Genomic DNA, 26,496 nt, shown 5'->3' with positions numbered 1-26,496 from the left:
CGAGTTGATGACCCGCGGCGAGTCCATCCGCGGCGTCGTGCTGTACTGACCTCCACGGCGCCGGAAGGAGGGGGGAACCCTGCCGCCCGGCGCCGCGTTCTCCGGACCGATCCAAACCGCACGAGGTCCCGGAACCCATGATCCGCCACCTGACCCTGCTCGGCCTGCTGCTGGCCGGCGCCGCCCTGCCGAACCCCGCCGCGGCGCGCGAGCCGAACCGGGACGAGGCCGCCGCCATCGCCCAGGCGCTGGGCGCCGCCGGATATCGCGACTGGCGGAAGGTGGACAATGCCCGCATGGCCGATGGCAGCCGCCACGACTTGGTGCTGGAGCGCGAATCCCTGCGCATCCTGCACCGCGAACGCGAAGGCTGAGGGAGCACCGCCATGAGCATCGATGGCCTGGACGACGACACCATCCGCCGCCTGCTGCTGAACACCCGCCGCATCGCCGTGGTGGGCGCCTCGGGCAACCCAATGCGGCCCTCGAACGGCGTCACCGGCTTCCTGGTGGGGCGCGGCTTCGAGGTGACGCCGGTCAATCCCGGCCTGGCCGGGCAGACACTGCACGGTGCCACCGTGGCCGCCTCGCTGGAAGACGCCGCACCGCTGGAGCTGGTGGACATCTTCCGGCGCTCCGAGGAGGCCGGAAAGGTGGTGGACGAGGCGATCCGCCTGGGAGCCAGGGCGGTATGGATGCAGTTGGGGGTGGTGGACGAGGCGGCCGCGGCGCGGGCGCGGGCCGCCGGCCTGGTGGCGGTGATGGACCGCTGCCCGGCCATCGAGTGGCCACGGCTCGGGCTGTCCGCCGGTGCCTGAGGCTGAGCATCTCCAAAAGATGTACAGATTGTAATTTCTATCTTGAAAGCCACTGCTGTCCGGTCCAAGTCCGGTGACGCGTCCGGGGCCGCAGGGTTCCGGGCGAGGTGACGCCACCGTCTGGAAAGGCCCCTCAGGGGAACGGACATGACCGAAGAAGAACGCCGCATCATCTCCGCCTTCGTCGAGCGCATCGCCGGGGTTTCCGCCCTGGCGCCAGCAGCCTCGCCCTGGGGCGGCGGCAGCGTGCCGGCCACCCAGGCCCGCCCGCCCCTGCCGCCGGTGGATCCGGAGGCGGACCGGCTGATCGGCGACCTGTTCGCGCGCTACCCCGAGGCGCGCTACCGCCTCACCCAGACGGCCTTTGTGCAGGAGCACGCGCTGGTGCAGGCGCAGAACCGCATCCAGGACCTGGAATGGCAGCTGGAAAACGCCCAACGCCAGGCGCAGGCCCAGCCGCAGCAGCGCGGTGGCGGCCTGTTCGGCGGCATGTTCGGCGGTGGCCAGCAACAGCAACGCTCGATGCCGATGTCCCCGCGGCCGCAGCCGATGATGCCACCCCAGGGCATGAACCCCGCCATGATGCAGCAGGGCCGCGGCTCCGGCTTCCTCGGCTCGGCGCTCACCACCGCGGCCGGCGTCGCCGGCGGCATGGTGATGGGCAACATGCTGATGGGCATGTTCTCCGGCGGCGCCGCCGAGGCGGCGACCAGCGCGGTGGACCAGGCCGGCGCCTTCGGCGAGGAAGCGGTCGGCGCGGCCAGCCCCTGGACCGATCCGGGCGCTGCCGACCCGGGCGCCAGCGATGCCTATGCTGACCACACCGGCTACGCCGATGATGGCGGCTTCGCCGATGACAGCGGCTTCAGCGACGACGAGGACATCTGATCCGAGGCCGGCCCGGCGCCCTGCGCCGGGCCGGATCGCATGGCATCTTCTGGCATGGCAGCCCGGCGCCCGCGTGGTTTGACAGGGCTGCCGCCGGCGCGCAGCCTCGGGCTCCTTCGCTTGCGCAAGAAGTGACCCGAGGAACGCCATGTCCCAAGACGGCGAAACCGCCGCTGCCCTGCCCCGCCCGAATCGTGACTGGCGCATCATCGGGCTGATCGGCACCGGGCATTTCCTGTCGCATTTCTACATGCTCTGCTTGGCGCCGCTGTTTCCCGTCTGGCGCGAGGAATTCGGCGTCTCCTATGCCGCGCTCGGTCTGTCCGTGGCGCTGATGAGCGCGGTCACGGCGCTGCTGCAGACGCCGGTCGGCTTCCTGGTGGACCGGCACGGGGCCCGCCCCTATCTGATCGGCGGCACGCTGATCATGGCGCTGTCGATCTCCGCCATGGCCTTCGCGCCCAGCTACTGGGTGATCCTGGTTCTGGCCCTGCTGTCCGGCATCGGCAACAGCGTGATCCACCCGGCCGACTACGCCATCCTGGCCGGCAGCATCGACAAGGCGCGCATGGGCCGCGCCTTCGCTTGGCACACCGTCACCGGCAATCTGGGCTTCGCCCTGGCGCCGCCGGTGATCGCGCTGCTGTCGGTGGCCATCGGCTGGCGCGAGGCGCTGCTGCTGGTGGGCCTGCTGGGCATTCCGGTGATCGGCGCCATCCTGCTGCAAAGCCGCATCTTGGTGGACCAGCCCAAGGCGCGGGACAAGACGGGCGGCGGCGCCTCGGTGCTGTTCAGCCGCACCATGCTGCTGTTCTTCGCCTTCTTCCTGCTGTCCTCCATCGCCGGCTCGGGCATGCAGGCCTTCCTGATCACGGTGCTGGACCAGCTCTGGGGCATTCCCGTGGCCCTCGGCGCGATGGCGCTGACCGGCTATCTGGTGGGCTCCACCCTGGGCGTGCTGGTGGGCGGCTGGTTCGCCGACCGCTACAGCCAGCACGCCCTGTTCGTGGTGTCGCTGACCCTGGCCGCCATGGCCCTGATCCTGGCGCTAGGCGTGCTGCCGGTGTCCGGTCCGATGGCCATCGCCGTGGCGCTGGCGGCGGGGCTGGCCCTCGGCGCCAGCCGCACGCCGCGCGACGTGATGGTGAAGGATGCGGCGCCGCCGGGACAGATCGGCAAGGTGTTCGGTTTCATCTCCGCCGGGCTGCCGCTGGGCGGCACGCTGACCCCCCTCTTCGGCCTGCTGATGGATGCCGGGCTGGCGCATTGGGTGCTGCCGCTGGTGGCCGGGATCCTGGCGCTGTCGCTGTTGTGCATGGGCACGGCGCGCGGCAGCGCCCGGGCCGCGCGGCCGCTGCCCGCGGAGTAGGATGCCGCTCGCCCTGCTGCTGGAGGCGCTGAACTGGATCGGCGCGGCCGCCTTCGCCGCTGCCGGCGCGCTGACCGCGTCCCGCAAGCAGATGGACCCGGTGGGCTTCGTGCTGATCGCGGCGCTGACCGCCTTTGGCGGCGGTTCGCTGCGCGACGTGCTGCTGGGCCGACCGGTGATCTGGCTGAGCACCCCGGGTCCGGCGTTGATGGTGGCGCTGGTCGCCCTCGGCGTGTTCTTCGCCGCGCCGCATCTGGAGCGCCGCTTCATTCCGCTGCTGTGGGCCGATGCCGTCGGCATGGCGCTGTTCGCCGTGCTCGGCGCCGAGGCGGCGATCGAGGAAGGCGCCAGCCTCTGGGCCGCCATCCTGCTCGGCACGGTCACCGCTACCTTCGGCGGCGCGTTGCGGGACGTGGTCTGCGGCGAGGTGCCGCTGATCCTGCGGCGGGAGATCTACGCCACCGCCGCCGCGCTGGGCGCCGCGCTGTTCGTGACGCTGCAGGGGCTGGGCGCGCCGCGGGATGCCGCCGTGGTGTGCGGCATGGCCGCCGCCTTCGCCCTGCGCGCGGCTGCACTGCGGCACGGCTGGTCGCTGCCTGCCTACCGGCCTCGCCCCGGGCGCGATTATCCCTGAAATCTGCTGCGCCGCGCAATCGGCGCTTGGCAAGCGGCCACGCCTGCGGCACCTCCTGCCGCAACATGACCCCTGTTGATTCCTTTCTGGCCGCGCAGGGCTATGCGGCCGCCACCCGCAGCCCGCTGCCGCAGGATGCCGGCCACCGCCGCTACACCCGCCTCGGTGGCGGCCCGCGCCCGGCCCTGCTGATGGATTGCACCGACGCACCCAGGGTGGGCGTGACGCCGGAGGAGGACCTCCTCCCCTTCCTGCGCCTGGCCCGGCACATCGCCGGGATCGGCCTCTCGGCCCCCGCCGTGCTGGCCGAGGACCTGCCGCACGGCCTGCTGCTGGTGGAGGATCTCGGCCCCGACACCCATGCACGGCTGCTGGATGCCGGCGCCGATCCCCGCCCGCTCTATGAGGCCGCTGCCGAAACGCTGGCCGCCCTGCACGCCGCGCCGCCGCCGGCCGGCCTGCCGCGCTGGGAAGCGGAGCGCATGGCCGAGACGGCGGGGCTGACCTTTCTCGACTGGTGGTGGCCCGCCACCTTCGGTACCAGGCCGGATGGCGCCATCCGCGCCAAATTCGCCGAAGCGATGCGCGCCATGCTGGCCCCCTTCGCCGACGCGGGTTGCCTGGTGCACCGCGACTACTTTCCGGCCAACCTGATCGACCTGCCGGACCGGCCGGGACCGCGCCGCACCGGCATCCTCGACTTCCAGGACGCCGCCGAGGGCCACCCCGCCTACGACCTGGTCAGCCTGGTGGAGGATGCCCGCCGCGACGTGGCGCCGGAGGTGCGGGACGCCGCCATCGCCCGCTACCTCGCCGCGCGGCCGGACCTCGAGGCGCCCGCATTCCGTGCCGCCTTCGCCGCCATGGCGGCGCAACGCCACCTGCGGGTCGCCTCGCTCTGGGTGCGGCTCGACCGGCGCGACGGCAAGCCGGGCTATCTGAAGCACGGGCCGCGCTGCTGGGCGCTGCTGGAACGCGCCTTGCAACACCCCTCGACGCGGCCGCTGGTGGAGTTCCTTCATCGCCATGTGCCGCGCGGGCTGCGCCGCAACCCGGACCCTGCCGCCGCGAAGGATCTGCCCGCGTGATCACCCTCCACTCTGCCATGGTGCTGGCCGCCGGCCTCGGCACCCGCATGCGGCCCTTGACCGAGGCGACGCCGAAGCCGCTGCTGAAGCTGGCCGGGCGCTCGCTGCTGGATCACGCCCTGGACCGCATCGCCGATGCCGACATCCGCGACACCGTGGTCAACGCCCACTGGTTTCCCGAGCAGGTGGAGGCCGCCTGCGCCCTCCGCCGCGACCCTCCCAAGGTGCTGCGGGAGGACACGGTGCTGGAAACCGGCGGTGGCGTGCGCAACGCCCTGCCCGATCTCGGCCCCGATCCCTTCCTGGTGGTGAATGGCGACGCCTTCTGGCTCGACGGCCCACGCCCGGCGCTGGAGAAGCTGGCCGAGCGCTTCGATCCCGACAGCATGGACGCGCTGCTGCTGGTGATGCGCGCCGCCTCGGTCGAGGGCGAGGTCGGGCGCGGCGATTTCCGCATGGACCCGATGGGCCGCCTGCTGCGCCCGCGAGAGCGGGAGATCGTGCCCTACATGTTTGCCGGGGTGCAGATCGTGCATCCGCGCCTGTTCGAGGATGCCCCGGACGGCGCCTTCAGCACCAACATCCTGTGGGACCGCGCCATCGAGACGGGGCGGCTCTACGGCCTGGTGCATGACGGCGCCTGGTTCCACCTCTCCACCCCCGCCGATCTGCGCAAGGCGGAAGGGTTGCTGGCCAGCAACCTGGTGAAGCCGCAGTTCTGAACCACCGGCCCGAAGGAGGCGCCAGGCGGCTGGGCGGCGCGATCAACTTCGGCAATCCCGCGCTGGCACAGCCCGGTCCGGTCGCCGAGCCCGGCCGCCGCCATGGTGGCCCCGCGCCGCAAGGCGCCGCAGGGTCCCCGGCGGGTAGCCCGGCCGTTCTCAGGCCGTCGTGGCCGGCGCCTGCACCACACTGGTCCAGCCATGCGGGTCGGCCGCTTCGCCATACTGGATGCCCATGATGCTGTCGTAGAGCTTCTGGGTCAGCATGCCGGTGTGGCCGTTGCCGATGGAGATCTTCTCGCCCTTGTAGCCCAGCTCGCCCACCGGGGAGACCACGGCGGCGGTGCCGGTGCCCCACATCTCCCGCAGCGTGCCGTCGCGCCCGGCCTGCATCACCTCGTCGATCGAGATGCGGCGCTCGGACACGTTATGCCCCCAGTCGCGCAGCAGCTGCAGGATCGAGTTGCGGGTGACGCCGTCCAGGATCGTGCCGGCCAGCGGGGGCGTGATGACCTCCTCGCCGATCTGCATCATGATGTTCATGGTGCCGACCTCGTCGATGTATCTGCGCTCCACGCCGTCTAGCCACAGCACCTGGGTGTAGCCGGCGCGCTCCGCTTCCTGCTGGGCGGACAGGGAAGCGGCGTAGTTAGCGGCCGTCTTGGCCTCGCCCAGCCCGCCCTGCACCGCCCGCACATGGGTGTCGGTGGCCAGGATGCGGACCGGCTTCACGCCTTCCTTGTAATAGGCGCTAACCGGCGAGCAGATCACGAAATAGGTGTAGCGGTGGGCCGGATGCACGCCCAGCATCACGTCCCGCGCGATCACGGTAGGGCGGATGTAGAGCGATGTGCCACGGGTGCGCGGCACCCACTCATGGTCGGCGGCCACGATCGCCTCGAAGGAGCGGCGGATCAGATCCGCGTCCATCTCGGGGATGCACAGGGCACGGCAGGATTTATTCAGCCGCTCCGCGTGGCGCTGCGCGCGGAACAAGCGGATCTGGCCGTCGCGGCCGCGGAACGCCTTCAGCCCGTCGAACACCGCCTGGCCATAATGCAGCACCGATGTCGCCGGATCCATCACCAGCGGCTCGTAAGGCACCACGCGCGGGGCGTGCCAGCCCTTTCCGTCCTCGTAATCCATCAGGAACATGTGGTCGGTGAACACCTTGCCGAAGGACAGGGTGGCGTCATCCGGGCGGGAAGCCGGGCGCTGGGTGCGTGTCACAGGGATCGGCGTGTCGTTCTGGGAAGTCATGGCGTTTCTTCTCGCAGGATTGTTGCGTCTCTGAGGCCAGTATCGCAACACCTGCACAGGTTAGCCTCCGGAACCTTCACATTCCACCCATGCGCCCAGGTTCTGATAGGTCAGGCAGGCTGACGGTTCTGCCGATCGGTTGGCATGGTGGAAGATCTTGTTCCGCTGTGAATTCCCCGCATGATGACGAATCCGTGTCAGCCTGCCGCCCGCAGCGGCTTGACCTCGCGCCGCCGCAGGCAGAGGAACGGCGATCCAGTGGTCCCTGCCGTCATGGGGCCCTCACAGGACCGGGAGACCAGATCCTTGCACCACGGCGCCACCCCATCCGGCGGAGCGGACGAGCCCCGGCAGACCTTCGGTACCGCCGACATGGCGCCGATGGAGCGTGCCAGCGCCGTCACCCGCTTCTTCATGTCGGTCGTTGCCTGGGCCGAGCGGCTGAATCTGAAATATTCCAAGGTCGGCAATCCGCCGGTCTACAGCAACGGCACCTTCCCCTGGGCCGCCGAGGTCGAGCGCGAATGGCCCCTGATCCGCCGGGAGCTGGAGCAGGTGCTGGTGCGGCAGAGCGAATTGCCGAGCTTCCACGACATCTCCACCGACGTGCAGACCATCAGCAAGGACAGCGCTTGGAAGACCTTCTTCCTGGCCGGCTACGGCCTGTCCTCGGCCGAGAACATCAAGCGCTGCCCCGAGACCTGGCGGATCGTGCAGAAGATCCCGGGATTGAAGACGGCCATGTTCTCGATCTTCGAGCCGGGCAAGCACCTGCCGGCGCATCGCGGCCCCTATAACGGCGTGCTGCGGCTGCATCTTGGCCTGATCGTGCCGGAGCAGAGCGACCGCCTGGCGATCCGCGTCGATAAGCAGGTCTGCCATTGGCACGAGGGACAGGCGCTGATCTTCGACGACGCCTACGAGCACGAGGCCTGGAACCACACCGACAGGACCCGGGTGGTGCTGTTCGTGGATTTCGTGAAGCCGCTGCGCTTCCCGGCCCGGCTGGTGAACTGGATGCTGCTCAACCTGGCGGTGTTCACCCCCTTCATCCGCGAAGGGCTGGACAATCACAAGGAATGGGAAAAGAAGTTCTATGCGGAAGCGGAGCAGCTGCGGAACCGTCCCAACTGAGCCTTCCGTGTCCAGAGAAGGAATCGCTGATGTCCCGCTTCACGGTTGACCACATCCATCTCCGCTCGCCCGATCCCGATGCCGCGGCGCGCTTCTACGTGGAGATGCTGGAGGCCACCGTGGCGGACCGGCTGGAAGGCCCCGATTCGCTGCGCGTGGTGGTCGACCTCGCCGGGCTCAAGCTGTTCATCGAGCGCGTGCCGCCCGGCACCGCCACCGTGCCGCCGCCGCCCTTCATGGGGCTGGAGCATCTGGGCTTGTCGGTGAAGAACATCGACGCCGTGGCCGCCGAGCTGAAAGGCAGGGGCGTCGAGTTCACGCTGGAGCCGACCTCGCCCAAGCCCGGCATCCGCATCGCCTTCTTCAAGGCGCCGGACGGCGTGCGGATCGAGATCCTGGAGCGCAGCTGATCCCCGCTTCCGCGGCGTGACTTGTGCGGCGCGGCATCGGACACTGCGCCGATGCCACCCCTTCCGCTGAAGCGCCCGCCCCTCTGGCTGCTGGTGCTGGTCACCACCTCCGGCACGCTGGGCATCCACATCCTCGTCCCCGCCCTGCCGCAGGCCGCGGCCGAGCTGGGTGTCGGCAACGGCACGGCGCAGCTCGCTATCAGCCTCTACATCCTGGGGCTGGCGCTGGGACAGCTAGTCTACGGCCCACTATCGGACAAATTCGGGCGGCGGCCGGTGCTGCTGGCCGGCCTCGGCCTCTACACCGTCGCGGGCCTCGTCGCCGCGCTGGCACCGGATGCCACCTCGTTGATCGCGGCGCGGCTGCTGCAGGCGCTGGGCGGCTGCGCCGGGCTGGCGCTGGGCCGTGCCATCGTGCGCGACACGGCGGAAACATGGGAAGCCGCCTCCCGACTGGCGACGCTGAGCATGGTGGTGTCGGTAGGGCCGGGCATCGCTCCGCTGATCGGCACGCTGTTGTCCGAGTCGGTGGGATGGCGCTCGATCTTCGTGCTGCTGGCGGCGCTGGGCGCGGCCACCATGGCGCTGGTGGTGTGGCGCCTGCCGGAAACCCGCTCCGGGCGGCGGGGCCGCAGCGCCGCCGCCCTGCTCGCCGACTACACGGCGCTGCTGCGCTCGCCACGCTTCCTGGGCTTCGCCATCGGCGGCGGCTGCGCCACCACCTCCTGGTACGCCTTTCTGGCGGCGCTGCCCTTCATCCTGGTCCAGCAGCTCGGCCGCCCGGTGCGGGAGGTCAGCTTCTGCTACATCCTGCTGGTGGCCGGCACCGCCTTCGGCAACCTCCTGGCCAATCGCCTGGTGGCGCGCTTCGGCTTCCGACCGCTGATCCTGGCCGCCAGCCTCACCGGGGTGGCCGGCGCCGCCTTCTACCTCGTGGTGGTGCTGGGCGGCTGGATGAGCATCGTGTCAGTGCTGCTCGGTCCGCTGCTGTTCACCCTCGGCATCGGCCTGGTCAGCCCCCTGGCGCTGACCCAGGCGGTGAGCGTCAACCCGCAGGTGATCGGCTCGGCCTCGGGCCTGTATGGCTGCACCCAGATGGCGGTGGGGGCGCTCTGCGCGTCCCTGGCGGGGCTGGGGCGCGATCCCGCCCTGGCCTCGGCGGTGGTGCTGATGGGCGCGGCGCTGCTCGGACTCGGCGCCTTCGCGGTGGCGCTGCGCCGGCCGCGCTGAACCGCGGCCGGCAGCGATCAGCCCATCTCCCTGAGGCGGTGGATGGCGGGCGGCGTGGCCAGCAGCTCGTCGAACCGCGCGATCAGCTGCTTCATGTGTGGCTGCCCGAAATGCGCATCCAGCGCGGCATCGTCGCGCCATTGCTCGCGCAGGATCAGGTGGTCGGGCTGGGTGGAGTCGGCCAGCAGCGTGTATTCGTGGCAGCCATCCTCGGCCCGCGTCGGCGCCAGCACGTCGCGCAGCGCCTGACGCAGCGCATCCTCCTGGCCGGAGCGGGCGGTGAATTCGGCGATCACATGCAGCATCGGGCAGCCTCCCTGCGGGCCGGCCTTGTTGGTGGCTTCGCGGCGCGCCGGCCCGGGCCTAGTCTGCGCGGCATTGTTCGATGGCGGCAAGGAGCCAGCGATGACCACGGAGAAACGGGCGATGCGGATCGCGGTGCTGAAATTCTCGCATGAGACCGTGACCTTTCTGCCCTTTGACACCACCGCCGAGGATTTCATCTTCCCCGGGTCCCCGGCTTCCGGCGAGGCGCTGCTCGGCTCCGAGCCACAGGGCTACATCGGCGGTTTCGTCCAGGTGGCACGCGAATATGACGGCGTGGAGCTGGTCGGCATCGAGAGCCCGCTGGATTCCAAGCGCGGCTCCGGCTCCGGCTGGATCACCAAGGAAGCCTTCGAGCGCTTCGTCGGCCGCATGGTGGAGGAGTTGCGCTCGCAGGGGCCGTTCGACGGCGTCTACCTGTCGCTGCACGGCGCCATGGGCGTGCGCGGCGTGCCCCGCCCCGAGGCCGAGATCGCCCGCCGCGTGCGCGAGGTCGTGGGCCCGCAGACGCTGATCACCGCCACCTTCGACCCGCACGGCAATGAGGACGAGGAATTCCTCCGCCACGCCGACATGGCATTCACGGTGAAATATTACCCGCATTACGACGCGCACCTGCAGGGGCAGCGCGCCGCGCGCATGCTGGTGCGCGCCATCCGCGGCGACTTCAAGCCGAGCCACGCGACGGTGAAGGTGCCCATCATCTCGCCCACCGTGCTGCAATGGACCGGCGGCAGCTCGCCCTGGGCCGCGCTGGTGCAGCGCGCCCTGGTGTGGGAAGCGCGCGAGCCGGACGTGTACGTCAACGTGTTCTTCGGCTTCCCCTGGTCCGACGTGCCGGATGCCGGGATGTGCTTCCAGGTGATCACCGACAACCGGCCGGAGCTGGCGCAACAGGTCGCCGACGACATGGCGCGCTTTGCCTGGCGCCAGCGCGAGGCGCTGCTGAACGCCGCCAAGATCTGGCGCATCGGGGAAGGCGTGGCGCGCGCCGCCGCAGCCGTGGCCGAGGGCAAGACCCCCGTGGTGCTGTGCGACCACAGCGACCGCTCGGGCTACGCCACCTGGCTGCTGCGGGCCATCCTTGACCAGGGTCTGAGCAACGCGCTGGTGGCGACGCTGGCGGACGCCGCCGCGGTGGAAGCGCTGCTGGCCGGCGGCATCAAGGCGGGCGACGAGTTCGACATGGCGCTGGGCGGCCGGGCCGATGAATCCTCGGGCGAGCCGGTGCGCATCCAGGGGCGTGTGCGGCAGGTGGTCGAGGGGCCGCGCCGCTCCTCCACCCAGACCTGCATCAGCATCGAGTTCGGCGAAGGCAATCTGCTGGTCCTGACCCCGTTCCTGACGCAGATCATCGAGCTGCACACCCTGCACGGGATGGGCATCGACCCGGCCGTCTTCGACGTCATCGCGATCAAGTCGCGCGTGCATTTCCGCCGCGGCTTCGACGACAACGGCTTCGCCCGGGAAATCCTGCTGGTGGAGCCGGACCAGCCCTTCCTCGGCACCGTGAGGCTGGACGGGCTGCGCTACGAGAACCTCACGCTGGGGAACTACTACCCCTATGGCAGCCCCCCTTTCGGCTGACGTGGGTCCCGGGCGGAGCGCTCAGCTCCGCTCCACGGCCTGGGCCGCCGCGTCCAGCGCCGCCGCGATGCCCTCGGCGGTGGCCTGGTCGAGCGGTCCCTGCCGCAGCCGCAGGCGCAGCGCCACCTTGAGGTTCTCCATCGCCCGAACCACCGGCGCCGGCACGCCGCCGCGGCCGCCTTCCCCGCCGGAGCCGATGCGGGCGAACAGCGTGTCCACCGCGGCGCGGTTGCCGGCCAGGAAGGTCTCCCCTTCGGCCGTCAGCCGGTAGCGCTTGCGCCCGGCCGCCTCGGCCTCGACCACCGCGTAGTCCATGTCCTCCAGCCAGGAAAGCATGGGGTAGATGACGCCGGGACTCGGGCTGTAGCTGCCCCCCATGCGCTCCTCGATCGCCTTGATCAGCTCGTAGCCGTGGCGCGGCGCGTCCGCGAGCATGGCCAGCACTAGCAGGCGCAGCTCCCCGTGGTCGAACAGCCGCCCGCCGCGATGGCCGCCGCCACGGCCGCCTCCTTGATGGCGCTCCTGCGGATGATGATGCCGGCGATGCCCGCCGCCCTGCCGCCAGAACAGATCCCCAGGGGTGTTGAAAGCATGGCCGTGATGGCCGCTCCGATGATGTCTCATGCAGCCGATATGGATCGAGATATATCGCCGTTCAAGATATATCTTGATGGGTTTTCTCCAGGAGTCACAACCCGCCCGTCGCGGCAGCGCGCTCCGGATGAAGCTCACAGCCGCCGAAACCGCCGCCGCCATTGTCGCGCGTGCTTTCCCCCGACCCTGCACGCGTGCTAACCCGCTGATCCCAAAGGATCACCAAGCTCCCTTGCCCAGCTTCCGCTTTCTGCACGCCGCCGACTTGCACCTGGACAGTCCGTTGCGCGGCCTCGATGCCGATCTGTCCGCTCCCGCCGCCCGCATCCGTGGCGCCAGCCGGGAAGCATTGTCGGCCCTGGTGGACCTCGCCATCGAGGAGAAGGTGGATTTCGTGGTGATCGCCGGCGACCTGTATGATGGCGACTGGTCGGATTTCCGCACCGGCCAGGCGCTGGTCGCCGCCCTGGCGAAGCTGACGCGGGCCGGCATCCGCGTGGTCGCCATCCGCGGCAACCACGACGCCGAAAGCCAGATCACCCGCGACCTGCGGCTGCCGGAAGGCGCCACCCTGCTCTCCACCCGCCGTCCGGAATCGCTGGTGCTGGAGCAGCACGGCGTGGTGCTGCACGGGCAAAGCTTCGCCAGCCGCGACATCACCGACAACATCGCCATGAGCTACCCGGCGCCGCGTGCCGGCCTGTTCAACCTGGCGCTGCTGCACACCGCCGCCACCGGCCGCCCGGGCCACGCCTCCTACGCGCCCTGCACCGTGGAGCAGCTGGCGCGGCACGGCTACGACTATTGGGCGCTCGGCCATATCCACACGCGGGAAGAGGTGCTGCGCGATCCCTGGATCGTGTTTCCCGGCAACCTCCAGGGCCGCCACATCAACGAGGCCGGCGCCAAGGGCGCCAGCCTGGTCACGGTGCGCGACAACCATGTCGTCGCCGTGGAGCACCGGACGCTGGATGTGGTGCGCTGGCAGCGCGTGCTGGTGGATTGCGCCGGCGCGGCGGATGACGGCGCCGTGCTGGACCGCGTGCTGCGCGCGGTGGGCGAGGCGGTGGATGCCGCCGGAGGCCGCCTGCTGGCGCTGCGGCTGGAATTGTTCGGCGCCACCGCCGCGCATGCCACCCTGTCGCGCGACCGCGCCGGCACCCTGGGGCGGCTGCGCGCCGCCGCGCTGGAAGCGGCGTCGGAGGAGGATTTCTGGATCGAGGCGGTGCGCCTCGACACCCGCCCGGCGGCCATGCCGGTGGCGCGCTCGGATGCCGCCGGGCGGCTGCTGGCGGCGATCGCCGCGCCGCCGCCCGAGGCGCTGGAGGAGCTGGCCGACTATGCCGCGCAGCTGCTGTCCCGCGCGCCGGGGCTGCGCGATGCGCTGGGTCCCGATCATCCGGCGGTGCAGGCGGCGGACGGCCGGCTCGGCGCCGAATGGCTCGACCGCGCGCGCGACCTGCTGTTGACCCGGCTGGCCGAGGATTGAGATGCGGCTGACCCGCCTGCAATTGCGGCAATACGGTCCCTTCGCCGACGCGTCGCTGCGCCTCGACCCGGCGCCCGGCCGCGTCAACCTGGTGCTGGCGCCGAACGGCGCCGGCAAGTCGGTGCTGCGCGGCGCGCTGGGCGACCTGTTGTTCGGCATCGGCGCGCAAACGCCGATGGGCTTCCGCCACGGCTATGCCGGCATGCAGATCGCCGCCGAGGGCGTGGCGCCGGACGGCAGCCGCTTCGGCTTCACCCGCCGCAAGGGGCGTGCCGGCACGCTGCTCGGCCCGGATGACGCGCCGCTCGATCCCGCCCTGTTGCCGGGCCTGCTCGGCGGTGCCGACCGACCCCTGCTGGAGCGGCTCTTCGCCCTCGACACCGCGCTGCTGCGCGAAGGCGGCGCCGGGCTGCTGGCCTCCGGCGGCGCCCTGGCCGAGGCGCTGCTGCAGGCGGCCGGCGGGCTGCGCCAGGCGCGCGCCCTGGGCCAGGAACTGGCGGCGGCACGCGACAAGCTGGCGCCCACCCGCAAGGCGGCGCAGCGCCCCTTCTATGAGGCGCTGGATCAGCTCCGCTCCAGCCAGACTGCGCTGCGTGGCAGCCTGCTGCGTCCGGCGCAATGGCGGGAGCGGGAACGCCTGCTCGCCGAGGCCAGCAGGCGCCGGTCGGCCGCCCGCGCCGCCGCCGCTGCCGCCGCCGCCGCGCTGCGCCGGCTGGAACGGCTGCGGCGCCTGGCCCCCGCGCTGCGCCGGCACGACGCGGCCGAGGCGTGGCTGGCGGCGCATCCGGACGCGCCGGTGCTGCCGGAGGATCTCGCCGGCCGTCTGCAAGCGGCGCGCGAGCAGGCGGCGCAGGCGGCGCGCGGCGCCGAGGAAGCGGCGCGGCAGCATCGGCACCTGCTGGCCGAGGCTGCGGAGCTGGCGCCCGACGTCGCCTGGCTCGGCCGCGCCGACCGGATCGCCGCGCTGCGCGATGCCGCCGGCACGGCCGAAAGGGCGCGGCAGGATCTGCCTGCCCTGCGCCAGGAGCAGCGCGACGGCGAAGCCCGGCTGCGCGACAGGCTGCGTGCCCTGGGCGTGGCGGATGATGCCGACGTGGCAGCGCTGCTGCCGCCCCAATGGCTGCTGGACAAGGCGCGGCGCCTGCTGCGCGAGCACGCATCGCTGGCGGAGGCGGAAGCGCGTGCGCCTCAGCTTCTGCAGCGCCAGCGCGACCTGCTGCGCGAGGCTGAGGCCGCCCTTGCCGCGCTGCCGCCGCCGCGGGACCTGGAGGCGCTGGAAATGCTGGTGGCGACGCTGCGCGCCGAAGGCGACCCCGCCATCCTGATGGCCCGCGAAAGCCGTGCCGTGGCCGAGGCCGAGGCCGCCTGGACCAGCCGCGCCGCCCGCCTGCCCGCCGCCTGGCGCAGCGCCGGCATGCTGCGCGCCCTGCCCCTGCCGCCCGGTGACGCGCTGTTGCGGCTGGGTTCCGCGATGGCCGAGGCCGAGGCCGCCTTGCGACAGGCCGAAGCGGTGCTGGCGCAATGCTCCGAAAACCTTGCCGGGAGCGAAGCGCGCCGCGCGGCGCTGGAGGCCGCCGGCACCCTGCCCGACGCCGCCGCCCTGGCCGCGGCGCGGAACCGCCGGCAGGAAAGCTGGCTTCGCCTGCGCCGCGCGGAAGCGGGCCCGGCCGAGGCCACGGCCTTCGAGGTGCTGGTGGCGGAAGCCGACCGTATCGCCGACCTGCGCTTCGCCGAAGCCACCCGGCTGCGCGATGCCGAGGTGCTGGCCGCCACCCTGGCCCGCGACCGGGCGGAACACGCGGCGGCCCTGCGGCACCGCGATGCCGCATCCCAGGCGGCGGAGGCCGCGAACCAGGCGTGGGGCACCGCGCTGCATGCGCTGCAGCTGGAGGCCGCCATCCCTCCGGCGGCGTTGCAGGCCGCGTTGGCGGCCCGCGAGGCCGCGCTGGATGCCGCCGAGATGCTGGACCGGCAGCGCGCCGCCGCCGCCGAGCGCGCGGAACGGCAGGCGGCCGGCGCGCTGCGCCTGTGTGCCGCCCTGGGAGAGCCGGTGCCGGCGCCGCTGGTGGTGGCGCTTGACCGCGCCGAAGCGGCGCTGCGCGCCGGCCGCGCCGCCGACAATGCGCGCGCGCAGCAGCAGCGCCTTCTGGCCGATCGCCGGCAGGCGCTGGCCGAAGCCGAGCAGGAGGCGGCATCGCAACGCAGGCGCCTCCTGGCCTGGCAGGCGGAATGGCGCAGCGTGCAGTCAGCCCTCGGCCGCCCGCCGCAGGAAAGCCCGGATGACGGCGCCGCGGTGCTGGACCTGCTCGGGCAGCTGGGGCCGCTTTTGCAGGGCGCGGCGGCACTGCGGGTGCGCGGCACGGCGCTGCAGGCGGAGCTGGCGAGCTTCGAGGCCAGCTGCCGCACCCTGTGCGCCGAGCTGGGCGAGGCGGAGCCGGCGGACCCGGTGCTCGCCGCCCGTCGCCTCGGCGCGCGGCTGCAGGCCGAACAGGCGCTGCAATCCCGTCGCGATACTTTGCAGCAGCAGGCGGAGAAGGCGGCCCGCAGTGCCGCGACCCTGACGCTGGAGGCGGAGAACTGCGCCGCGGCGCTGCGCCGCGCCCTGGCCGAGGCGGGCGCGGCCGATCCCGATGCGGCACTGGCACGCCTGGCCTTGTCGGCGGAGCGGGCGGCCCGCGTGGCGGCGCGGGACACGGCGCTGGCCGAGCTCCTGGCGGATGGCGACGGGCTGGACCTGCCGACGTTGCGCGCCGAGCAGGCGGCGCAACCGCCGGACGTGCTGGAGTTGGCCCTGGCGGACGCCCGCGCGGCCGGCGACGCGGCGCAGCGCGCGGCGGAGGAGGCGGCGCAGGACTGTGCCCGCGCCGAGGCCGAGATGCAGCGCCTGAGCCAGGATGGCGCGGCGCGCGAGGCCGCGGCGGATGAGCAGGCGGCGCTGGCCCGGCTCGGTCAGCTGCTGGAGGAAGCGGTGCTGCTGCAGGCTGCCCGTTCGCTGCTCGGCGCCGCCATGGGGCAGGTGCAGCAGGCGGGGGATGATGCGCTGCTGCGACGCATCGGCGGCGTGTTCGCGGCGCTGACCGATGGCGCCTATCCCTCCCTGGTGGCACGGGAGGATGACAAGGGCGTGGCCCACTTGATGGTTCGCCGCGCCGCACCGGAGGGCGAGGAGGCCGGGGTCGACGCCTTGTCGGAAGGCACGCGTGACCAGCTGTTTCTGGCGCTGCGGCTGATCGCCATCGAGGACCACGCGGCAACGGCGACGCCCCTGCCCTTTCTCGGCGACGACATCCTGCAGAGCTTCGACGATGCGCGTGCCGCCGCCGCCTTTCGCGCCTTGTGCCGACTCAGCCAGACCACCCAGGTGATCCTGCTGACGCATCATCGCCATCTGGTGGAGGTGGCGCGGGTGGCGCTGCCGGACGGGACGCTGCATCTGCAGGAACTGGCCTGAGGCGAGCCCTTCTGGCGTCAGCCCGGCGGGAGGGCAGGCTCCGCAGGGCCGTGCTCATGGTGGTGGCAATGGCCGTGCCCGAAATCGGCCAGGGTTTCCAGGATGCGGCAATCGCCGGCGGGACCGCCCTGGCAGGACTGGGCCATCTCCGCCAGCTCGGCGCGCAGCGCCTGAAGGCGGCGCAGCCGGAAATCGATGGCGGCGATCTGGTCGGTGGCCAGGGCGTGGATGGCGGCGCAATCCTCGCGCGGCTTTCCGGCCAGGCCCAGCAGCGCGCGGATCGCCGGCATCGCGAAGCCCAGCTCCCGGGCGTGGCGGATGAAGCCGAGGCGGCGCAGGTGATCCGCATCATATTGCCGGTGGCCGCCTTCGCTGCGGCCGGGCGGGGGCAACAGCCCTTCCGCCTCGTACCAGCGGATGGTGGTGGCCTTCACCCCGGTTCGCCGCGCCAGTTCCCCGATGCTGTGGTGCATGCCGGTTCCCCGAATGTCCAGTCGCTGGAGGATGCTTAGGGCAGCGCGGCGCGGGCTGCAAAGTCCTGCCCTCCCGGTTTTGCCCTCTCGATCCTGCCTGGCCTTCCGGAGCGAAGGCGCGGCGCCGGGTCATGCGGCGCCCGTTCAGGCCGGCACAGGGCGTGCGAGAAGGCGGCTCCACGGGCCTGCGGCAAGGGCTGCACGGCTGGAAAACAGCGCCGGCGGAAGGGTCGTGGGCGTTGTCGGGACGAGGCTCCGGTGATCGAGTCGCCCGGGCTGTTCGCGGCGGCCTCTGCCGGCAGCATCTCCTTGGTTTGTTACTGTTTCCTCACTCTTTGACACGATTTTTTTTCGCTCTCGCAGCGATGATTCTCGTGACTTTTGCAGGCCGCAAGTCGGACACTGGCTGCGTGGAGCGCCGGCGCCCCAAGAACGGGAAGCGCCCTTCACGCCCGAGAGGCAAGCCAGGAGCGCGAATGGCCCAGCTTGACGACATCTTCTCCCTTCACAGCGCGATGCGGGAGCAGCGGCGCGAGGTCGAGATGAGCCTCGCGGACTACCTTGAACAATGCCGGACGGACCCCGGCTGCTACGCTTCGGCCGCCGAGCGCATGCTGCGCGCCATTGGCGAGCCGGAAACCATCAACACCGCCAAGGATGCGCGGCTCGGCCGCATCTTCCTCAACCGCACCATCCGCGTGTACCCGGCCTTTGCCGAGTTCCACGGCATGGAAGACACCATCGAACGCATCGTCGGCTTCTTCCGCCACGCGGCGCAGGGGCTCGAGGAGCGCAAGCAGATCCTCTACCTGCTCGGCCCGGTGGGCGGCGGCAAATCCTCGCTCGGCGAGCGGCTGAAGGCCCTGATGGAGCAGGAGCCGATCTATGTATTGAAAGCCGGCAAGGAGGTCAGCCCGGTCTTCGAGAGCCCGCTCGGCCTGTTCGATCCCGAGAGCATGGGCCCGGCCGTGGCCGAGAAATACAACATCCCGGTGCGCTACATGACCGGGCTGGCCAGCCCCTGGGCGCTGAAGCGGCTGGACGAGTTCGACGGCGACCTGCAGCGCTTCCGGGTGGTGAAGCTGTATCCCTCCCGCCGCCGGCAGATCGCCATCGCCAAGACGGAGCCGGGCGACGACAACAACCAGGACGTGTCCGCCCTGGTCGGCAAGGTCGACATCCGGCAGCTGGAAACCTTCAGCCAGAACGACCCGGACGCCTACGGCTTCTCCGGCGGGCTGAACCGCGCCAACCAGGGGCTTCTCGAATTTGTCGAGATGTTCAAGGCGCCGATCAAGATGCTGCACCCGCTGCTGACCGCGACGCAGGAGGGCAATTACGTCGGCACCGAGAACATCGGCGCCATTCCGTTCAACGGCGTGATCCTGGCGCATTCCAACGAGGCGGAGTGGCAGAGCTTCCGCAACAATCGCACCAACGAGGCCTTCCTCGATCGCGTCTCGGTGGTGAAGGTGCCGTACTGCCTCCGCGTCACGGAGGAAACCAAGATCTATGAGAAGCTGATCCGCTCCTCGGCCCTGGCGGAAGCGCCCTGCGCGCCGCACACGCTGGAGATGCTGGCGCGCTTCGCCGTGCTGTCGCGGCTGAAGCCGCATGCCAATTCCCGGCCCTTCATCAAGATGCGCGTCTATGACGGGGAAAACATCCGCGAGATGGACCCCAAGGTGAAGACGATGCAGGAGTATCGCGACACCGCCGGTGTCGATGAGGGGATGGACGGCATTTCCACCCGCTTCGCCTTCAAGGTGCTCTCGGCCACCTTCAACCACGACCCGACGGAAGTGGCGGCCGACCCGGTGCACCTGATGTACGTGCTGGAACAATCGATCAAACGCGAGCAGTTCCCGCCTGAGGTGGAACAAAGCTACCTGACCGCCATCAAGTCGGAACTGGCTTCGCGCTACGCGGAGTTCATCGGCAACGAGATCCAGAAGGCCTATCTGGAAAGCTACCATGACTACGGCCAGAACCTGTTCGACCGCTATCTCGACTACGCGGATGCCTGGATCGAGGACCTGGACTTCAAGGATCCCGACACCGGGCAGATGATGAACCGCGACCTGCTGAACGCGGAGCTGACCAAGATCGAAAAGCCGGCGGGCATCGCCAACCCGAAAGACTTCCGCAACGAAGTGGTCAAGTTCGCGTTACGTACCAGGGCCAGCAATGGCGGGCGCAATCCGTCCTGGACCTCCTACGAGAAGATCCGCGACGTGATCGAGAAGCGGATGTTCTCCCAGGTCGAGGACCTGCTGCCGGTCATCAGCTTCGGCTCGAAGAAGGATGGCGAGACCGAGCGCAAGCACAGCGATTTCGTCGAGCGCATGGTCTCCCGCGGCTACACGGAGCGCCAGGTGCGCCGGCTTGTCGAATGGTACATGCGCGTCAAGCAGTCGGCCTGAGCGCTTCGGGGGACGGGATCGGCTTTGGACATCATCGACAGACGACCAAACCCGCATGGCAAGAACCTGGAAAACCGCCGCCGCGTCCTGACCCGGGCGCGGCAGGCGGTGATCAAGGCGGTGCGGGACGCCGTGGACAGCGGCACGCTGCGTGAAACCGGCCATGGGGAAGCGGTGACCATCCCCGCCGACTCGCTGCACGAACCCGCCTTCCACGAGGTGTTCACCAGCGGCAAGCGCGACATCGTGCTGCCCGGCAACAAGGAGTTCTCCGTCGGCGACCGTCTCAAGCGCCCGGACGGCAAGGGTGGCGGGGGCGGCGGTAGCGGGAGCGGCGCCTCCGGCGAGGGCGGCGGTGGCAGCGAGGACAATTTCCGCTTCGTGCTGACCCGCGACGAGTTCCTCGACCTGTTCTTCGAGGATCTGGAACTGCCGGACCTCGTCAAGCGGGACATCCTGGACACCGAAACGGTGTCGCCGATGCGCACCGGCATTTCCACCGATGGCTCGCCGTCGCAGATCGACTTGGCGCGCTCCATGCGCCAGTCCATGGCCCGCCGCATCGGCCTGAAGCGCCCCAAGAGCCAGGCGGTGCGCGAGCTGGAGGCCGAGATCGAGGCGCTGGAAGCCTCCGGCGAAGCACCGGAGCGTCTCGCCGCTGTGCGCGCCGAGGTGGTGGAAGCGCGGCGGCGCCAGGCCCGCATCCCCTGGGTAGATCCGGTGGACCTGCGCTACCGCCGCTTCACGCCGACGCCCAAGCCCTCGGCGCGGGCGGTGATGTTCTGCATGATGGACGTTTCCGGCTCCATGACCGAGAGCATGAAGGACCTCGCCAAGCGGTTCTTCCTGCTGCTGCACGTCTTCCTGGAGCGGCGCTACAAGCGGGTGGAGCTGGTGTTCATCCGCCACACCGAGGCAGCCGAGGAGGTGGACGAGAAGACCTTCTTCACCGACCCGCGCACCGGCGGCACCATCGTCTCCTCCGCGCTGGAGGAGCTGATCCGCATCCAACATGAACGCTACCCGGCCTCGTCCTGGAACATCTACGCGGCGCAGGCCTCGGATGGCGACAATTACGGCGGCGACACCGCCCGCGCCGTCGGGCTGCTGGAGAACGACATCCTGCCGCTGGTGCAGCACTTCGCCTATATCGAGGTGGCGCCCTCGGGCGCGGTGATCCGCGGCGAAACCGATCTGTGGCGCGGCTACGAGCCGCTGGCCGGCCGGTCCGAGCAGATGGCGATGCGCCGCGTCAGCGACCGGCGCGAGATCTTCCCGGTGTTCCGCGACCTGTTCGGCAAGCGCCCGGTCAGCGGCCTGGGCGCGGGATAACCACCATGGACAGCGGCTCCTCCCCCCTCCTGTATTCCGGAACGGCCTGGGATTTCGGCACGCTGCGCCGCGCCTATGACGCGATCGAACGGATCGCCGAGACCGAGCTGGGGCTCGACGTTTATCCGAACCGGATCGAGGTGATCACCTCCGAGCAGATGCTGGACGTCTACACGGCGCATGGCATGCCGATCACCTACCGGCACTGGTCCTACGGCAAGCACTTCCTGCAGCACGAGAACGAATACAAGAAGGGCTACAGCAACCTCGCCTACGAGGTGGTGATCAACGCCAATCCCTGCATCTCCTACCTGATGGAGGGCAACACGGCGACCATGCAGGCGCTGGTGATCGCCCACGCCGCCTTCGGCCACAATCATTTCTTCAAGAACAACCACCTGTTCCGGCAATGGACCGACGCGACCTCCATCCTGGATTACCTGGAATTCGCCCGCGGCTTCATTTCCCGCTGCGAGGACCAGCACGGCGTCGCCGCGGTGGAGCGGGTGCTGGATGCGGCGCATGCCCTGTCCCGCAACGGCGTGCACCGGCATGGCGGCAAGCAGCGTTCCCTGAACCTGCAATCCGAGGAGCAGCGCGAGCGCGAGCGGCGGGAATACGACCAGAAGGTCTACAACGACCTGTGGCGCACCGTGCCGAGCGGCAAGGCGTCCATCGGTGCCGATGGGGTGGCCGAGCGCCGGCGCCGCCTCGGTCTGCCGGAAGAGAACCTGCTCTACTTCCTGGAAAAGACCTCCCCGGTGCTGAAATCCTGGGAGCGGGAGCTGATCCGCATCGTCCGGCTGATCGCGCAATATTTCTACCCGCAGCCCCAGGCCAAGGTGATGAACGAGGGCTGCGCCACCTGGGTGCACCACCAGATCATGACCCGGCTGCACGAGACGGGGCAGATCGACGACGCCGCCTTCCTGGAATGCATCCATTCCACCAGCTCGGTGATCCAGCAGCATGGCTTCGAGCATGTGGGGCCGAACCTGAACCCCTACGCGCTCGGCTATGCGATGATGAGTGATATCGCCCGCGCCTGCACCGATCCTTCCGCCGAGGACCGGCGCTGGTTCCCGGACTTCGCCGGCAATGGCGACGCCATCGGCACGCTGAAGCATGCCTGGGCCAATTACCGGGATGAGAGCTTCATCCTGCAGTTCCTGTCGCCGGCGGTGATCCGCCGCTTCCGGCTGTTCCGCCTGCTGGACGACACCGCCGAATCCAGCCTGCTGGTGGATGCCATCCATGACGAGGATGGCTACCGCGAGATCCGCCGCTCCCTGGCGCGCTCCTTCGATCCGGGCCTCAGCACGCCGGACATCCAGGTGCTGGACGTGGACCTGAGCGGCGACCGGCGCCTTTTGCTGGAGCACCGCACCAAGCCCGGCCAGTTGCTGCACGCCAAGGACGCCGCGGCCACCATGCGCTACCTCGCTTCCCTTTGGGGATACGAGGTGCGGCTGCAGGAGGTCGACATGGCCACCGATAACATCCTGGCGGTGCATTCCGCCGGACCGTGACGGCGGCGAGCCGGCGGAAGGAAACCGGCGCCGCCCGGCTCAGGCCGAGGCGGCCTGCACCGTTCCGATCTCCAGCACCTGCACCGCCTCCAGCGCCGCCATCACCGAGGACAGCACCACGCCGGAACTGTTCTCGGCATGGATCAGCACCGCACCCTCGGCATCGCGCACGATGATCCAGGGCAGTTGCGGCTTCTGGCTCGGCAGCCTGGGCCGGCAACGCGGGGGCGAAATGCCGAGCGCGATCTCCGCATCGGCCAGCCGGATGGCCTCGACATGCCAGCCCTCGCCCTGGCGCGCCGCCCATTGCTGCGCCGCCCGGAGCTCGGTTGGCGAGACGCTGGGGGCGGCGGAGATCGGCACGGCGCGGACCGGGGCTTGGCCGAATGGCACGATGATGGCGGACATGGTTTCGGAGCCTCCCCGGCAGCGGCAGCAATGGACCGCGTCAAGCTCCACCAAAATCCTTCCCAAATCCTTATCCGGGGCGCGGGCGGCACGAAAAAAGGCGGGGCATCGCTGCCCCGCCTTGTTCGCCTCGACGGCAGAAGCCGGTCAGCGCGAGTAGAACTCAACCACCAGGTTCGGCTCCATCTGCACCGGATACGGCACGTCCGACAGCTTCGGCGCGCGCAGGAAGCGGCCCTTCATCTGGCGGTGGTCGATCTCGATATATTCCGGCACGTCGCGCTCGCCGCTCTGCGCGGCATCCAGCACCACCACCAGCTGCTTCGACTTCTCCTTCACCTCGACCACGTCATTGTCGCGGATCAGGTAGGAGGGGATGTTGACGCGCTTGCCGTTGACCGTGATGTGGCCATGGTTCACGAACTGGCGCGCCGCGAAGGGCGTCATCGCCAGCTTCATGCGGTACACCACGGCGTCCAGCCGACGCTCCAGGAGCTCGATCAGGTTCTCGGAGGTGTCGCCCTTGCGACGCACGGCCTCCTCGTAATACTTGCGGAACTGCTTCTCGCCGATGTTGCCGTAGTAGCCCTTCAGCTTCTGCTTCGCCATCAGCTGAACGCCGAAATCGGTCGGCTTCTGCTTGCGGCGCTGGCCGTGCTGGCCGGGGCCGTATTCGCGCTTCGCGACCGGGGACTTGGCACGGCCCCACAGGTTGACGCCGAGGCGGCGATTGATCTTGTACTTGCTTTCCGCGCGCTTCGTCATGCGGCGGGCTCCTTCTTGTTGTGCGCCCCGGCCTTGTGGCCATGGTGTCGCTGATGTCCCGGTAGTCCCGATTGCCGCAATGAAAACGGCAAAAGGGCGGGCGCGCGGGCCCAGGAGCCCACGTCCGCGTTCCCGGAAGGGAGCCGCGCTTTACCCGCCGGTCCTTCCGCTTGTCAAACGCGGATTCCCTGCTACTCCGCAGGCATGGTGACACGCGCGGAAATCCTGGTGCTGGGGCTGACGGCGGGCGTGGCCGGCAGCCTCGTGGGCGGGCTGATGCTGGGCATCGGCCTCGGGCTGGTGGTGAACGGCGTGCACGCCGCCTGGGCGCTGGTGCTGCCCGCGGCCCCGCTGGGCGGCCTGATCGGCTATCTGCTGTCCAGGCGGCTGGCGCGGCAAGTCGAGTCCTGACGCCGCAACCCTGGCCCGCCGGCCCCTGTTCTGCTTCCCGTGTGCTGCAATGCGGCAAGCACCAGCGGAAAGGCCCTGCATCATGTCCAACACCCGAGGCGGGCGCGTCGTCGTCATCACCGGCGCCTCCAGCGGCATCGGCCGCGCCACGGCCTATGCCTTTGCCGAGAACGGCGACAACGTCGTTCTGGCCGCCCGACGGGCCGACCGGCTGGAGGAACTGGCCCGCGAGTGCGAGTTGCTGGGCGTCCAGGCATTGGCCGTACCGACCGACACCACGGACGAAGCCCAGGTCCAGTCCCTGGCCGACCGTGCGCTGCAACGCTTCGGCCGCATCGACGTGTGGTTCAACAATGCCGGCGTCGGCATCTTCGGCCGCTTCGAGGACCTGCCCTCCGATGCCTGGCGGCGGGTGATCGAGACCAACCTGTTCGGCTATGTGCACGGCGCCCGCGCGGTGATGCCGGTGTTCCGCCGGCAGGGGCACGGCGTGCTGATCCAGAACGCCTCCATCGTCGGCCGCACCGCCAAGCCGGATTCCACCGCCTACGCCACCAGCAAATTCGCCGTGCGAGGCTTTTCCGAAGCCCTGCGGCAGGAGGTGCTGGACCAGCCCGGCATCCAGATCTGCACCATCCTGCCATCGGTCATCGACACCCCCTTCTTTCAGCACGCGGCCAATTACAGCCACCACCGGGTGCGGGCGGCGCCGCCGGTCTATACGCCGGAGAAAGTGGCCCACACCGTATTGCGCCTCGTGGACCGGCCGCGGGCGGAAACCATTATCGGCGGCTTCGGGCAATTCGCATCCCTGGTGAAGCGCATCGCCCCCTCGCCGGTGGCGACGCGGCTGATCGGGCGGGTGCTCAACGCCGGTTTCCTGGCGCGGGAATCGAGCCCCGAGACGTCCGGCGCTTTGTTCGCTCCCGCGGCCGACGAAGCCCGCGTCAGGGGCGGCTGGCGGCACGGGCTGAACAATGGCGGCGTGCCGATGGCCGCCTTCGGCGTGCTGGCCGCCGTGCTGGTGCTGCGCCGGCTGACCCGCTGAACCATGGAACAGCCTTTCCACGCTCTGGTGCTGTCGGGCGGCATCGCCCTCGGCGCTTATGAAGGCGGAGCCTATGCCGCCCTGGTGGCCGGCGGCCGCGCGCCACGCTGGATCGCGGCCGTCTCGGCGGGCGCCATCAACGCCGCGCTGATCGCCGGCAACCCGCCGGAACGCCGGCTGGAACGGCTGCACGGCTTCTGGCAGGCCGCGGTGCGCGAGCCGGCGCCGCTGGCCCCGCTCTGGTTCGGCGCCCCGCTGGCCGGACCCTGGCGCGAGGCCGAGGCGATGGCGGCGGCGCTGCAATCCCACCTGTTCGGCTCCCCCGGCGTCTTCCGGCCGCGAATGGGCCTGCCGGGCGCCGGCGCGGCAGATGTCCCGGCGCTGTATGATTTGCAGCCGCTGCGGGCGCAGCTGGAGGCGCTGGTGGATTTCGACCGGCTCAACAGCGGAGAGATCCGCCTGTCCGTGGGCACCACCGACATCCTCAGTGGCGAACGCGTGGTGTTCGACACGGCGCGCGGCGACCGCATTGGCCCCGATCACCTGCTGGCTTCGAGTGCCCTGTTGCCGTTGTTTCCGCCGGTGCAGATCGGGGAAAGGCTGCTCGGCGACGGCGGCTTGTCGGCCAACCTGCCGATCGACCTGATCCTGGACGACCTGCCGGCGCAGGATGTGCTCTGCTTCGCGGTGGAGCTGTTTGCCCGGTGCGGCAGCCGCCCGCACACCCTGGCGGCGGGAGCGGCGCGCGCCGGCGACATCGCCTTCGGCAACCAGACCCGCCGCTTGCTGGAAGGACGCGAGCGCGAGCACCGTCTGCGCCGCCTCATCGCGGAGCTTCCGGACCCGGTGAGGGAGGCCCCGGAGTTGGCACCGCTGCTGGCGGAAGGCCGGGCCGCCCGCACCACCATTCTCTGCCTCAGCTACCGTGCCGCGCTGGACGAGGCCGGCCTGGGCAAGGCGTTCGATTTTTCCGCCCAGACCCTGGCGTCACGCTGGAACGCCGGCGAACAGGACATGCGCCTGGCCCTGGAGCAGGTCGGGGCGCTGCAACAGCAGCCGGGCCTGGTCTTCCACGAGATCGCCCGCCCCGCGGAGCAACGCTGAGCCGG

At 70.4% G+C, this 26,496-nt stretch carries 25 protein-coding genes; 19 read left to right on the top strand and 6 right to left on the bottom strand.

Annotation, left to right across the window (positions count from 1 at the left end; all coding sequences use genetic code 11):
• The first annotated feature begins 137 nt into the window (after window positions 1–137).
• The 7 genes from D2K64_RS12190 to D2K64_RS12160 all read left to right on the top strand — a co-directional run bounded on the left by D2K64_RS12190 (window position 138) and on the right by D2K64_RS12160 (window position 5,519).
• The gene (locus D2K64_RS12190) at window positions 138–374 is read left to right on the top strand and encodes a hypothetical protein (RefSeq protein WP_120008632.1); all 237 of its coding nucleotides are present in this window, start codon (window positions 138–140) and stop codon (window positions 372–374) included.
• Between the two features lie 12 nt (window positions 375–386).
• Window positions 387–818, top strand: coding sequence for a CoA-binding protein (locus tag D2K64_RS12185; RefSeq protein ID WP_120008631.1), 432 nt, complete (start codon window positions 387–389; stop codon window positions 816–818).
• Window positions 819–965: 147 nt separating this feature from the next.
• A complete protein-coding gene (locus D2K64_RS12180) occupies window positions 966–1,706 on the top strand; it encodes a DUF2076 domain-containing protein (RefSeq protein WP_120008630.1) in 741 nt (246 codons plus the stop codon).
• 148 nt (window positions 1,707–1,854) lie between these two features.
• Window positions 1,855–3,075: an MFS transporter gene (locus tag D2K64_RS12175; RefSeq protein ID WP_120008629.1), complete on the top strand. Its 1,221-nt coding sequence runs from the start codon at window positions 1,855–1,857 to the stop codon at window positions 3,073–3,075.
• A gap of 1 nt (window position 3,076) precedes the next feature.
• Window positions 3,077–3,709 (top strand): trimeric intracellular cation channel family protein, encoded by a 633-nt coding sequence (locus tag D2K64_RS12170; protein WP_120008628.1) that lies wholly within the window; start codon window positions 3,077–3,079, stop codon window positions 3,707–3,709.
• Between the two features lie 65 nt (window positions 3,710–3,774).
• A complete protein-coding gene (locus D2K64_RS12165; RefSeq protein WP_120008649.1) occupies window positions 3,775–4,797 on the top strand; it encodes an aminoglycoside phosphotransferase family protein in 1,023 nt (340 codons plus the stop codon).
• On the top strand, window positions 4,794–5,519 hold the full coding sequence (locus D2K64_RS12160; RefSeq protein ID WP_202910642.1) for a nucleotidyltransferase family protein: 726 nt from the start codon (window positions 4,794–4,796) through the stop codon (window positions 5,517–5,519). Before D2K64_RS12165 ends, D2K64_RS12160 begins: the two co-directional genes overlap by 4 nt.
• Window positions 5,520–5,678: 159 nt before the next feature.
• Here D2K64_RS12160 and D2K64_RS12155 read toward each other — a convergent pair whose 3' ends face one another.
• Window positions 5,679–6,779: a branched-chain amino acid aminotransferase gene (locus tag D2K64_RS12155; protein ID WP_120008627.1), complete on the bottom strand. Its 1,101-nt coding sequence runs from the start codon at window positions 6,777–6,779 to the stop codon at window positions 5,679–5,681.
• A gap of 306 nt (window positions 6,780–7,085) precedes the next feature.
• On the opposite strand from D2K64_RS12155, the gene D2K64_RS12150 reads away from it, so the two are divergent.
• Genes D2K64_RS12150 through D2K64_RS12140 form a run of 3 tightly spaced genes read left to right on the top strand, consistent with a single transcriptional unit; the run spans window position 7,086 to window position 9,553 of the window.
• Window positions 7,086–7,913 carry an ornithine lipid ester-linked acyl 2-hydroxylase OlsC gene (locus D2K64_RS12150; protein ID WP_238384154.1) on the top strand — a complete coding sequence of 276 codons (828 nt, stop codon included), beginning with the start codon at window positions 7,086–7,088 and terminating at the stop codon, window positions 7,911–7,913.
• A 29-nt stretch (window positions 7,914–7,942) separates the two neighbouring features.
• Entirely contained in the window at window positions 7,943–8,323 is a 381-nt protein-coding gene (locus D2K64_RS12145) for a VOC family protein (RefSeq protein WP_120008625.1), read from the top strand.
• A gap of 51 nt (window positions 8,324–8,374) precedes the next feature.
• On the top strand, window positions 8,375–9,553 hold the full coding sequence (locus D2K64_RS12140; protein WP_120008647.1) for a multidrug effflux MFS transporter: 1,179 nt from the start codon (window positions 8,375–8,377) through the stop codon (window positions 9,551–9,553).
• A 17-nt stretch (window positions 9,554–9,570) separates the two neighbouring features.
• Here the strand turns inward: D2K64_RS12140 and D2K64_RS24380 are convergent, their stop codons facing one another.
• Window positions 9,571–9,858 carry a putative quinol monooxygenase gene (locus D2K64_RS24380; RefSeq protein WP_157985823.1) on the bottom strand — a complete coding sequence of 96 codons (288 nt, stop codon included), beginning with the start codon at window positions 9,856–9,858 and terminating at the stop codon, window positions 9,571–9,573.
• Between the two features lie 121 nt (window positions 9,859–9,979).
• On the opposite strand from D2K64_RS24380, the gene D2K64_RS12130 reads away from it, so the two are divergent.
• Window positions 9,980–11,464, top strand: a complete 1,485-nt coding sequence (locus tag D2K64_RS12130; protein WP_120008624.1) for a M81 family metallopeptidase — start codon at window positions 9,980–9,982, stop codon at window positions 11,462–11,464.
• A 21-nt stretch (window positions 11,465–11,485) separates the two neighbouring features.
• On the opposite strand, the gene D2K64_RS12125 is transcribed toward D2K64_RS12130, so the two are convergent.
• Window positions 11,486–12,088 carry a PadR family transcriptional regulator gene (locus D2K64_RS12125; protein ID WP_120008623.1) on the bottom strand — a complete coding sequence of 201 codons (603 nt, stop codon included), beginning with the start codon at window positions 12,086–12,088 and terminating at the stop codon, window positions 11,486–11,488.
• Window positions 12,089–12,290: 202 nt separating this feature from the next.
• Between D2K64_RS12125 and D2K64_RS12120 the strand changes: the two genes are divergently transcribed.
• Window positions 12,291–13,547 (top strand): metallophosphoesterase family protein, encoded by a 1,257-nt coding sequence (locus D2K64_RS12120; protein WP_202910641.1) that lies wholly within the window; start codon window positions 12,291–12,293, stop codon window positions 13,545–13,547.
• A 1-nt stretch (window position 13,548) separates the two neighbouring features.
• Window positions 13,549–16,998, top strand: coding sequence for an AAA family ATPase (locus tag D2K64_RS12115; protein WP_120008621.1), 3,450 nt, complete (start codon window positions 13,549–13,551; stop codon window positions 16,996–16,998).
• A 17-nt stretch (window positions 16,999–17,015) separates the two neighbouring features.
• Here D2K64_RS12115 and D2K64_RS12110 read toward each other — a convergent pair whose 3' ends face one another.
• Complete coding sequence (locus D2K64_RS12110; protein WP_120008620.1) at window positions 17,016–17,471, bottom strand: MerR family transcriptional regulator; 456 nt, start codon at window positions 17,469–17,471, stop codon at window positions 17,016–17,018.
• Window positions 17,472–17,947: 476 nt separating this feature from the next.
• Here D2K64_RS12110 and D2K64_RS12105 point away from each other — a divergent pair, with 476 nt between their 5' ends.
• From D2K64_RS12105 to D2K64_RS12095, 3 genes are read left to right on the top strand one after another with little or no spacing between them, the layout of a single operon-like run.
• Complete coding sequence (locus tag D2K64_RS12105; RefSeq protein ID WP_120008619.1) at window positions 17,948–19,894, top strand: PrkA family serine protein kinase; 1,947 nt, start codon at window positions 17,948–17,950, stop codon at window positions 19,892–19,894.
• Window positions 19,895–19,918: 24 nt separating this feature from the next.
• Complete coding sequence (locus D2K64_RS12100) at window positions 19,919–21,226, top strand: YeaH/YhbH family protein (RefSeq protein WP_120008618.1); 1,308 nt, start codon at window positions 19,919–19,921, stop codon at window positions 21,224–21,226.
• Between the two features lie 5 nt (window positions 21,227–21,231).
• The gene (locus D2K64_RS12095) at window positions 21,232–22,755 is read left to right on the top strand and encodes a SpoVR family protein (RefSeq protein ID WP_120008617.1); all 1,524 of its coding nucleotides are present in this window, start codon (window positions 21,232–21,234) and stop codon (window positions 22,753–22,755) included.
• Window positions 22,756–22,794: 39 nt separating this feature from the next.
• Here D2K64_RS12095 and D2K64_RS12090 read toward each other — a convergent pair whose 3' ends face one another.
• Both D2K64_RS12090 and rpsD read right to left on the bottom strand, forming a co-directional pair.
• Complete coding sequence (locus tag D2K64_RS12090) at window positions 22,795–23,163, bottom strand: hypothetical protein (RefSeq protein WP_120008616.1); 369 nt, start codon at window positions 23,161–23,163, stop codon at window positions 22,795–22,797.
• Window positions 23,164–23,310: 147 nt separating this feature from the next.
• Window positions 23,311–23,928, bottom strand: a complete 618-nt coding sequence (gene rpsD / locus D2K64_RS12085) for a 30S ribosomal protein S4 (protein ID WP_120008615.1) — start codon at window positions 23,926–23,928, stop codon at window positions 23,311–23,313.
• Window positions 23,929–24,132: 204 nt separating this feature from the next.
• Here rpsD and D2K64_RS12080 point away from each other — a divergent pair, with 204 nt between their 5' ends.
• From D2K64_RS12080 to D2K64_RS12070, 3 genes are all read left to right on the top strand, one after another.
• On the top strand, window positions 24,133–24,339 hold the full coding sequence (locus tag D2K64_RS12080; RefSeq protein ID WP_120008614.1) for a hypothetical protein: 207 nt from the start codon (window positions 24,133–24,135) through the stop codon (window positions 24,337–24,339).
• 82 nt (window positions 24,340–24,421) lie between these two features.
• Entirely contained in the window at window positions 24,422–25,387 is a 966-nt protein-coding gene (locus D2K64_RS12075) for an SDR family oxidoreductase (protein WP_120008613.1), read from the top strand.
• Between the two features lie 3 nt (window positions 25,388–25,390).
• Window positions 25,391–26,491 carry a patatin-like phospholipase family protein gene (locus tag D2K64_RS12070; RefSeq protein ID WP_120008612.1) on the top strand — a complete coding sequence of 367 codons (1,101 nt, stop codon included), beginning with the start codon at window positions 25,391–25,393 and terminating at the stop codon, window positions 26,489–26,491.
• Window positions 26,492–26,496: the final 5 nt, after the last annotated feature.

The organism is Teichococcus vastitatis (assembly GCF_003604215.1).
Taxonomy (GTDB): Bacteria; Pseudomonadota; Alphaproteobacteria; order Acetobacterales; family Acetobacteraceae; genus Pseudoroseomonas; species Pseudoroseomonas vastitatis.
This window is presented reverse-complemented; position numbering and strand designations above follow the sequence as displayed.

What these genes read in the sequence shown, in the direction of transcription:
- D2K64_RS12190 (WP_120008632.1), top strand. Translation starts at nt 138, where the DNA reads ATGATCCGCCACCTGACCCTGCTCGGCCTGCTGCTGGCCGGCGCCGCC.
- D2K64_RS12185 (WP_120008631.1), top strand. Translation starts at nt 387, where the DNA reads ATGAGCATCGATGGCCTGGACGACGACACCATCCGCCGCCTGCTGCTG.
- D2K64_RS12180 (WP_120008630.1), top strand. Translation starts at nt 966, where the DNA reads ATGACCGAAGAAGAACGCCGCATCATCTCCGCCTTCGTCGAGCGCATC.
- D2K64_RS12175 (WP_120008629.1), top strand. Translation starts at nt 1,855, where the DNA reads ATGTCCCAAGACGGCGAAACCGCCGCTGCCCTGCCCCGCCCGAATCGT.
- D2K64_RS12170 (WP_120008628.1), top strand. Translation starts at nt 3,077, where the DNA reads ATGCCGCTCGCCCTGCTGCTGGAGGCGCTGAACTGGATCGGCGCGGCC.
- D2K64_RS12165 (WP_120008649.1), top strand. Translation starts at nt 3,775, where the DNA reads ATGACCCCTGTTGATTCCTTTCTGGCCGCGCAGGGCTATGCGGCCGCC.
- D2K64_RS12155 (WP_120008627.1), bottom strand. Translation starts at nt 6,779, where the DNA reads ATGACTTCCCAGAACGACACGCCGATCCCTGTGACACGCACCCAGCGC.
- D2K64_RS12145 (WP_120008625.1), top strand. Translation starts at nt 7,943, where the DNA reads ATGTCCCGCTTCACGGTTGACCACATCCATCTCCGCTCGCCCGATCCC.
- D2K64_RS12140 (WP_120008647.1), top strand. Translation starts at nt 8,375, where the DNA reads ATGCCACCCCTTCCGCTGAAGCGCCCGCCCCTCTGGCTGCTGGTGCTG.
- D2K64_RS24380 (WP_157985823.1), bottom strand. Translation starts at nt 9,858, where the DNA reads ATGCTGCATGTGATCGCCGAATTCACCGCCCGCTCCGGCCAGGAGGAT.
- D2K64_RS12130 (WP_120008624.1), top strand. Translation starts at nt 9,980, where the DNA reads ATGCGGATCGCGGTGCTGAAATTCTCGCATGAGACCGTGACCTTTCTG.
- D2K64_RS12125 (WP_120008623.1), bottom strand. Translation starts at nt 12,088, where the DNA reads ATGAGACATCATCGGAGCGGCCATCACGGCCATGCTTTCAACACCCCT.
- D2K64_RS12115 (WP_120008621.1), top strand. Translation starts at nt 13,549, where the DNA reads ATGCGGCTGACCCGCCTGCAATTGCGGCAATACGGTCCCTTCGCCGAC.
- D2K64_RS12110 (WP_120008620.1), bottom strand. Translation starts at nt 17,471, where the DNA reads ATGCACCACAGCATCGGGGAACTGGCGCGGCGAACCGGGGTGAAGGCC.
- D2K64_RS12105 (WP_120008619.1), top strand. Translation starts at nt 17,948, where the DNA reads ATGGCCCAGCTTGACGACATCTTCTCCCTTCACAGCGCGATGCGGGAG.
- D2K64_RS12095 (WP_120008617.1), top strand. Translation starts at nt 21,232, where the DNA reads ATGGACAGCGGCTCCTCCCCCCTCCTGTATTCCGGAACGGCCTGGGAT.
- D2K64_RS12090 (WP_120008616.1), bottom strand. Translation starts at nt 23,163, where the DNA reads ATGTCCGCCATCATCGTGCCATTCGGCCAAGCCCCGGTCCGCGCCGTG.
- rpsD (WP_120008615.1), bottom strand. Translation starts at nt 23,928, where the DNA reads ATGACGAAGCGCGCGGAAAGCAAGTACAAGATCAATCGCCGCCTCGGC.
- D2K64_RS12080 (WP_120008614.1), top strand. Translation starts at nt 24,133, where the DNA reads ATGGTGACACGCGCGGAAATCCTGGTGCTGGGGCTGACGGCGGGCGTG.
- D2K64_RS12075 (WP_120008613.1), top strand. Translation starts at nt 24,422, where the DNA reads ATGTCCAACACCCGAGGCGGGCGCGTCGTCGTCATCACCGGCGCCTCC.
- D2K64_RS12070 (WP_120008612.1), top strand. Translation starts at nt 25,391, where the DNA reads ATGGAACAGCCTTTCCACGCTCTGGTGCTGTCGGGCGGCATCGCCCTC.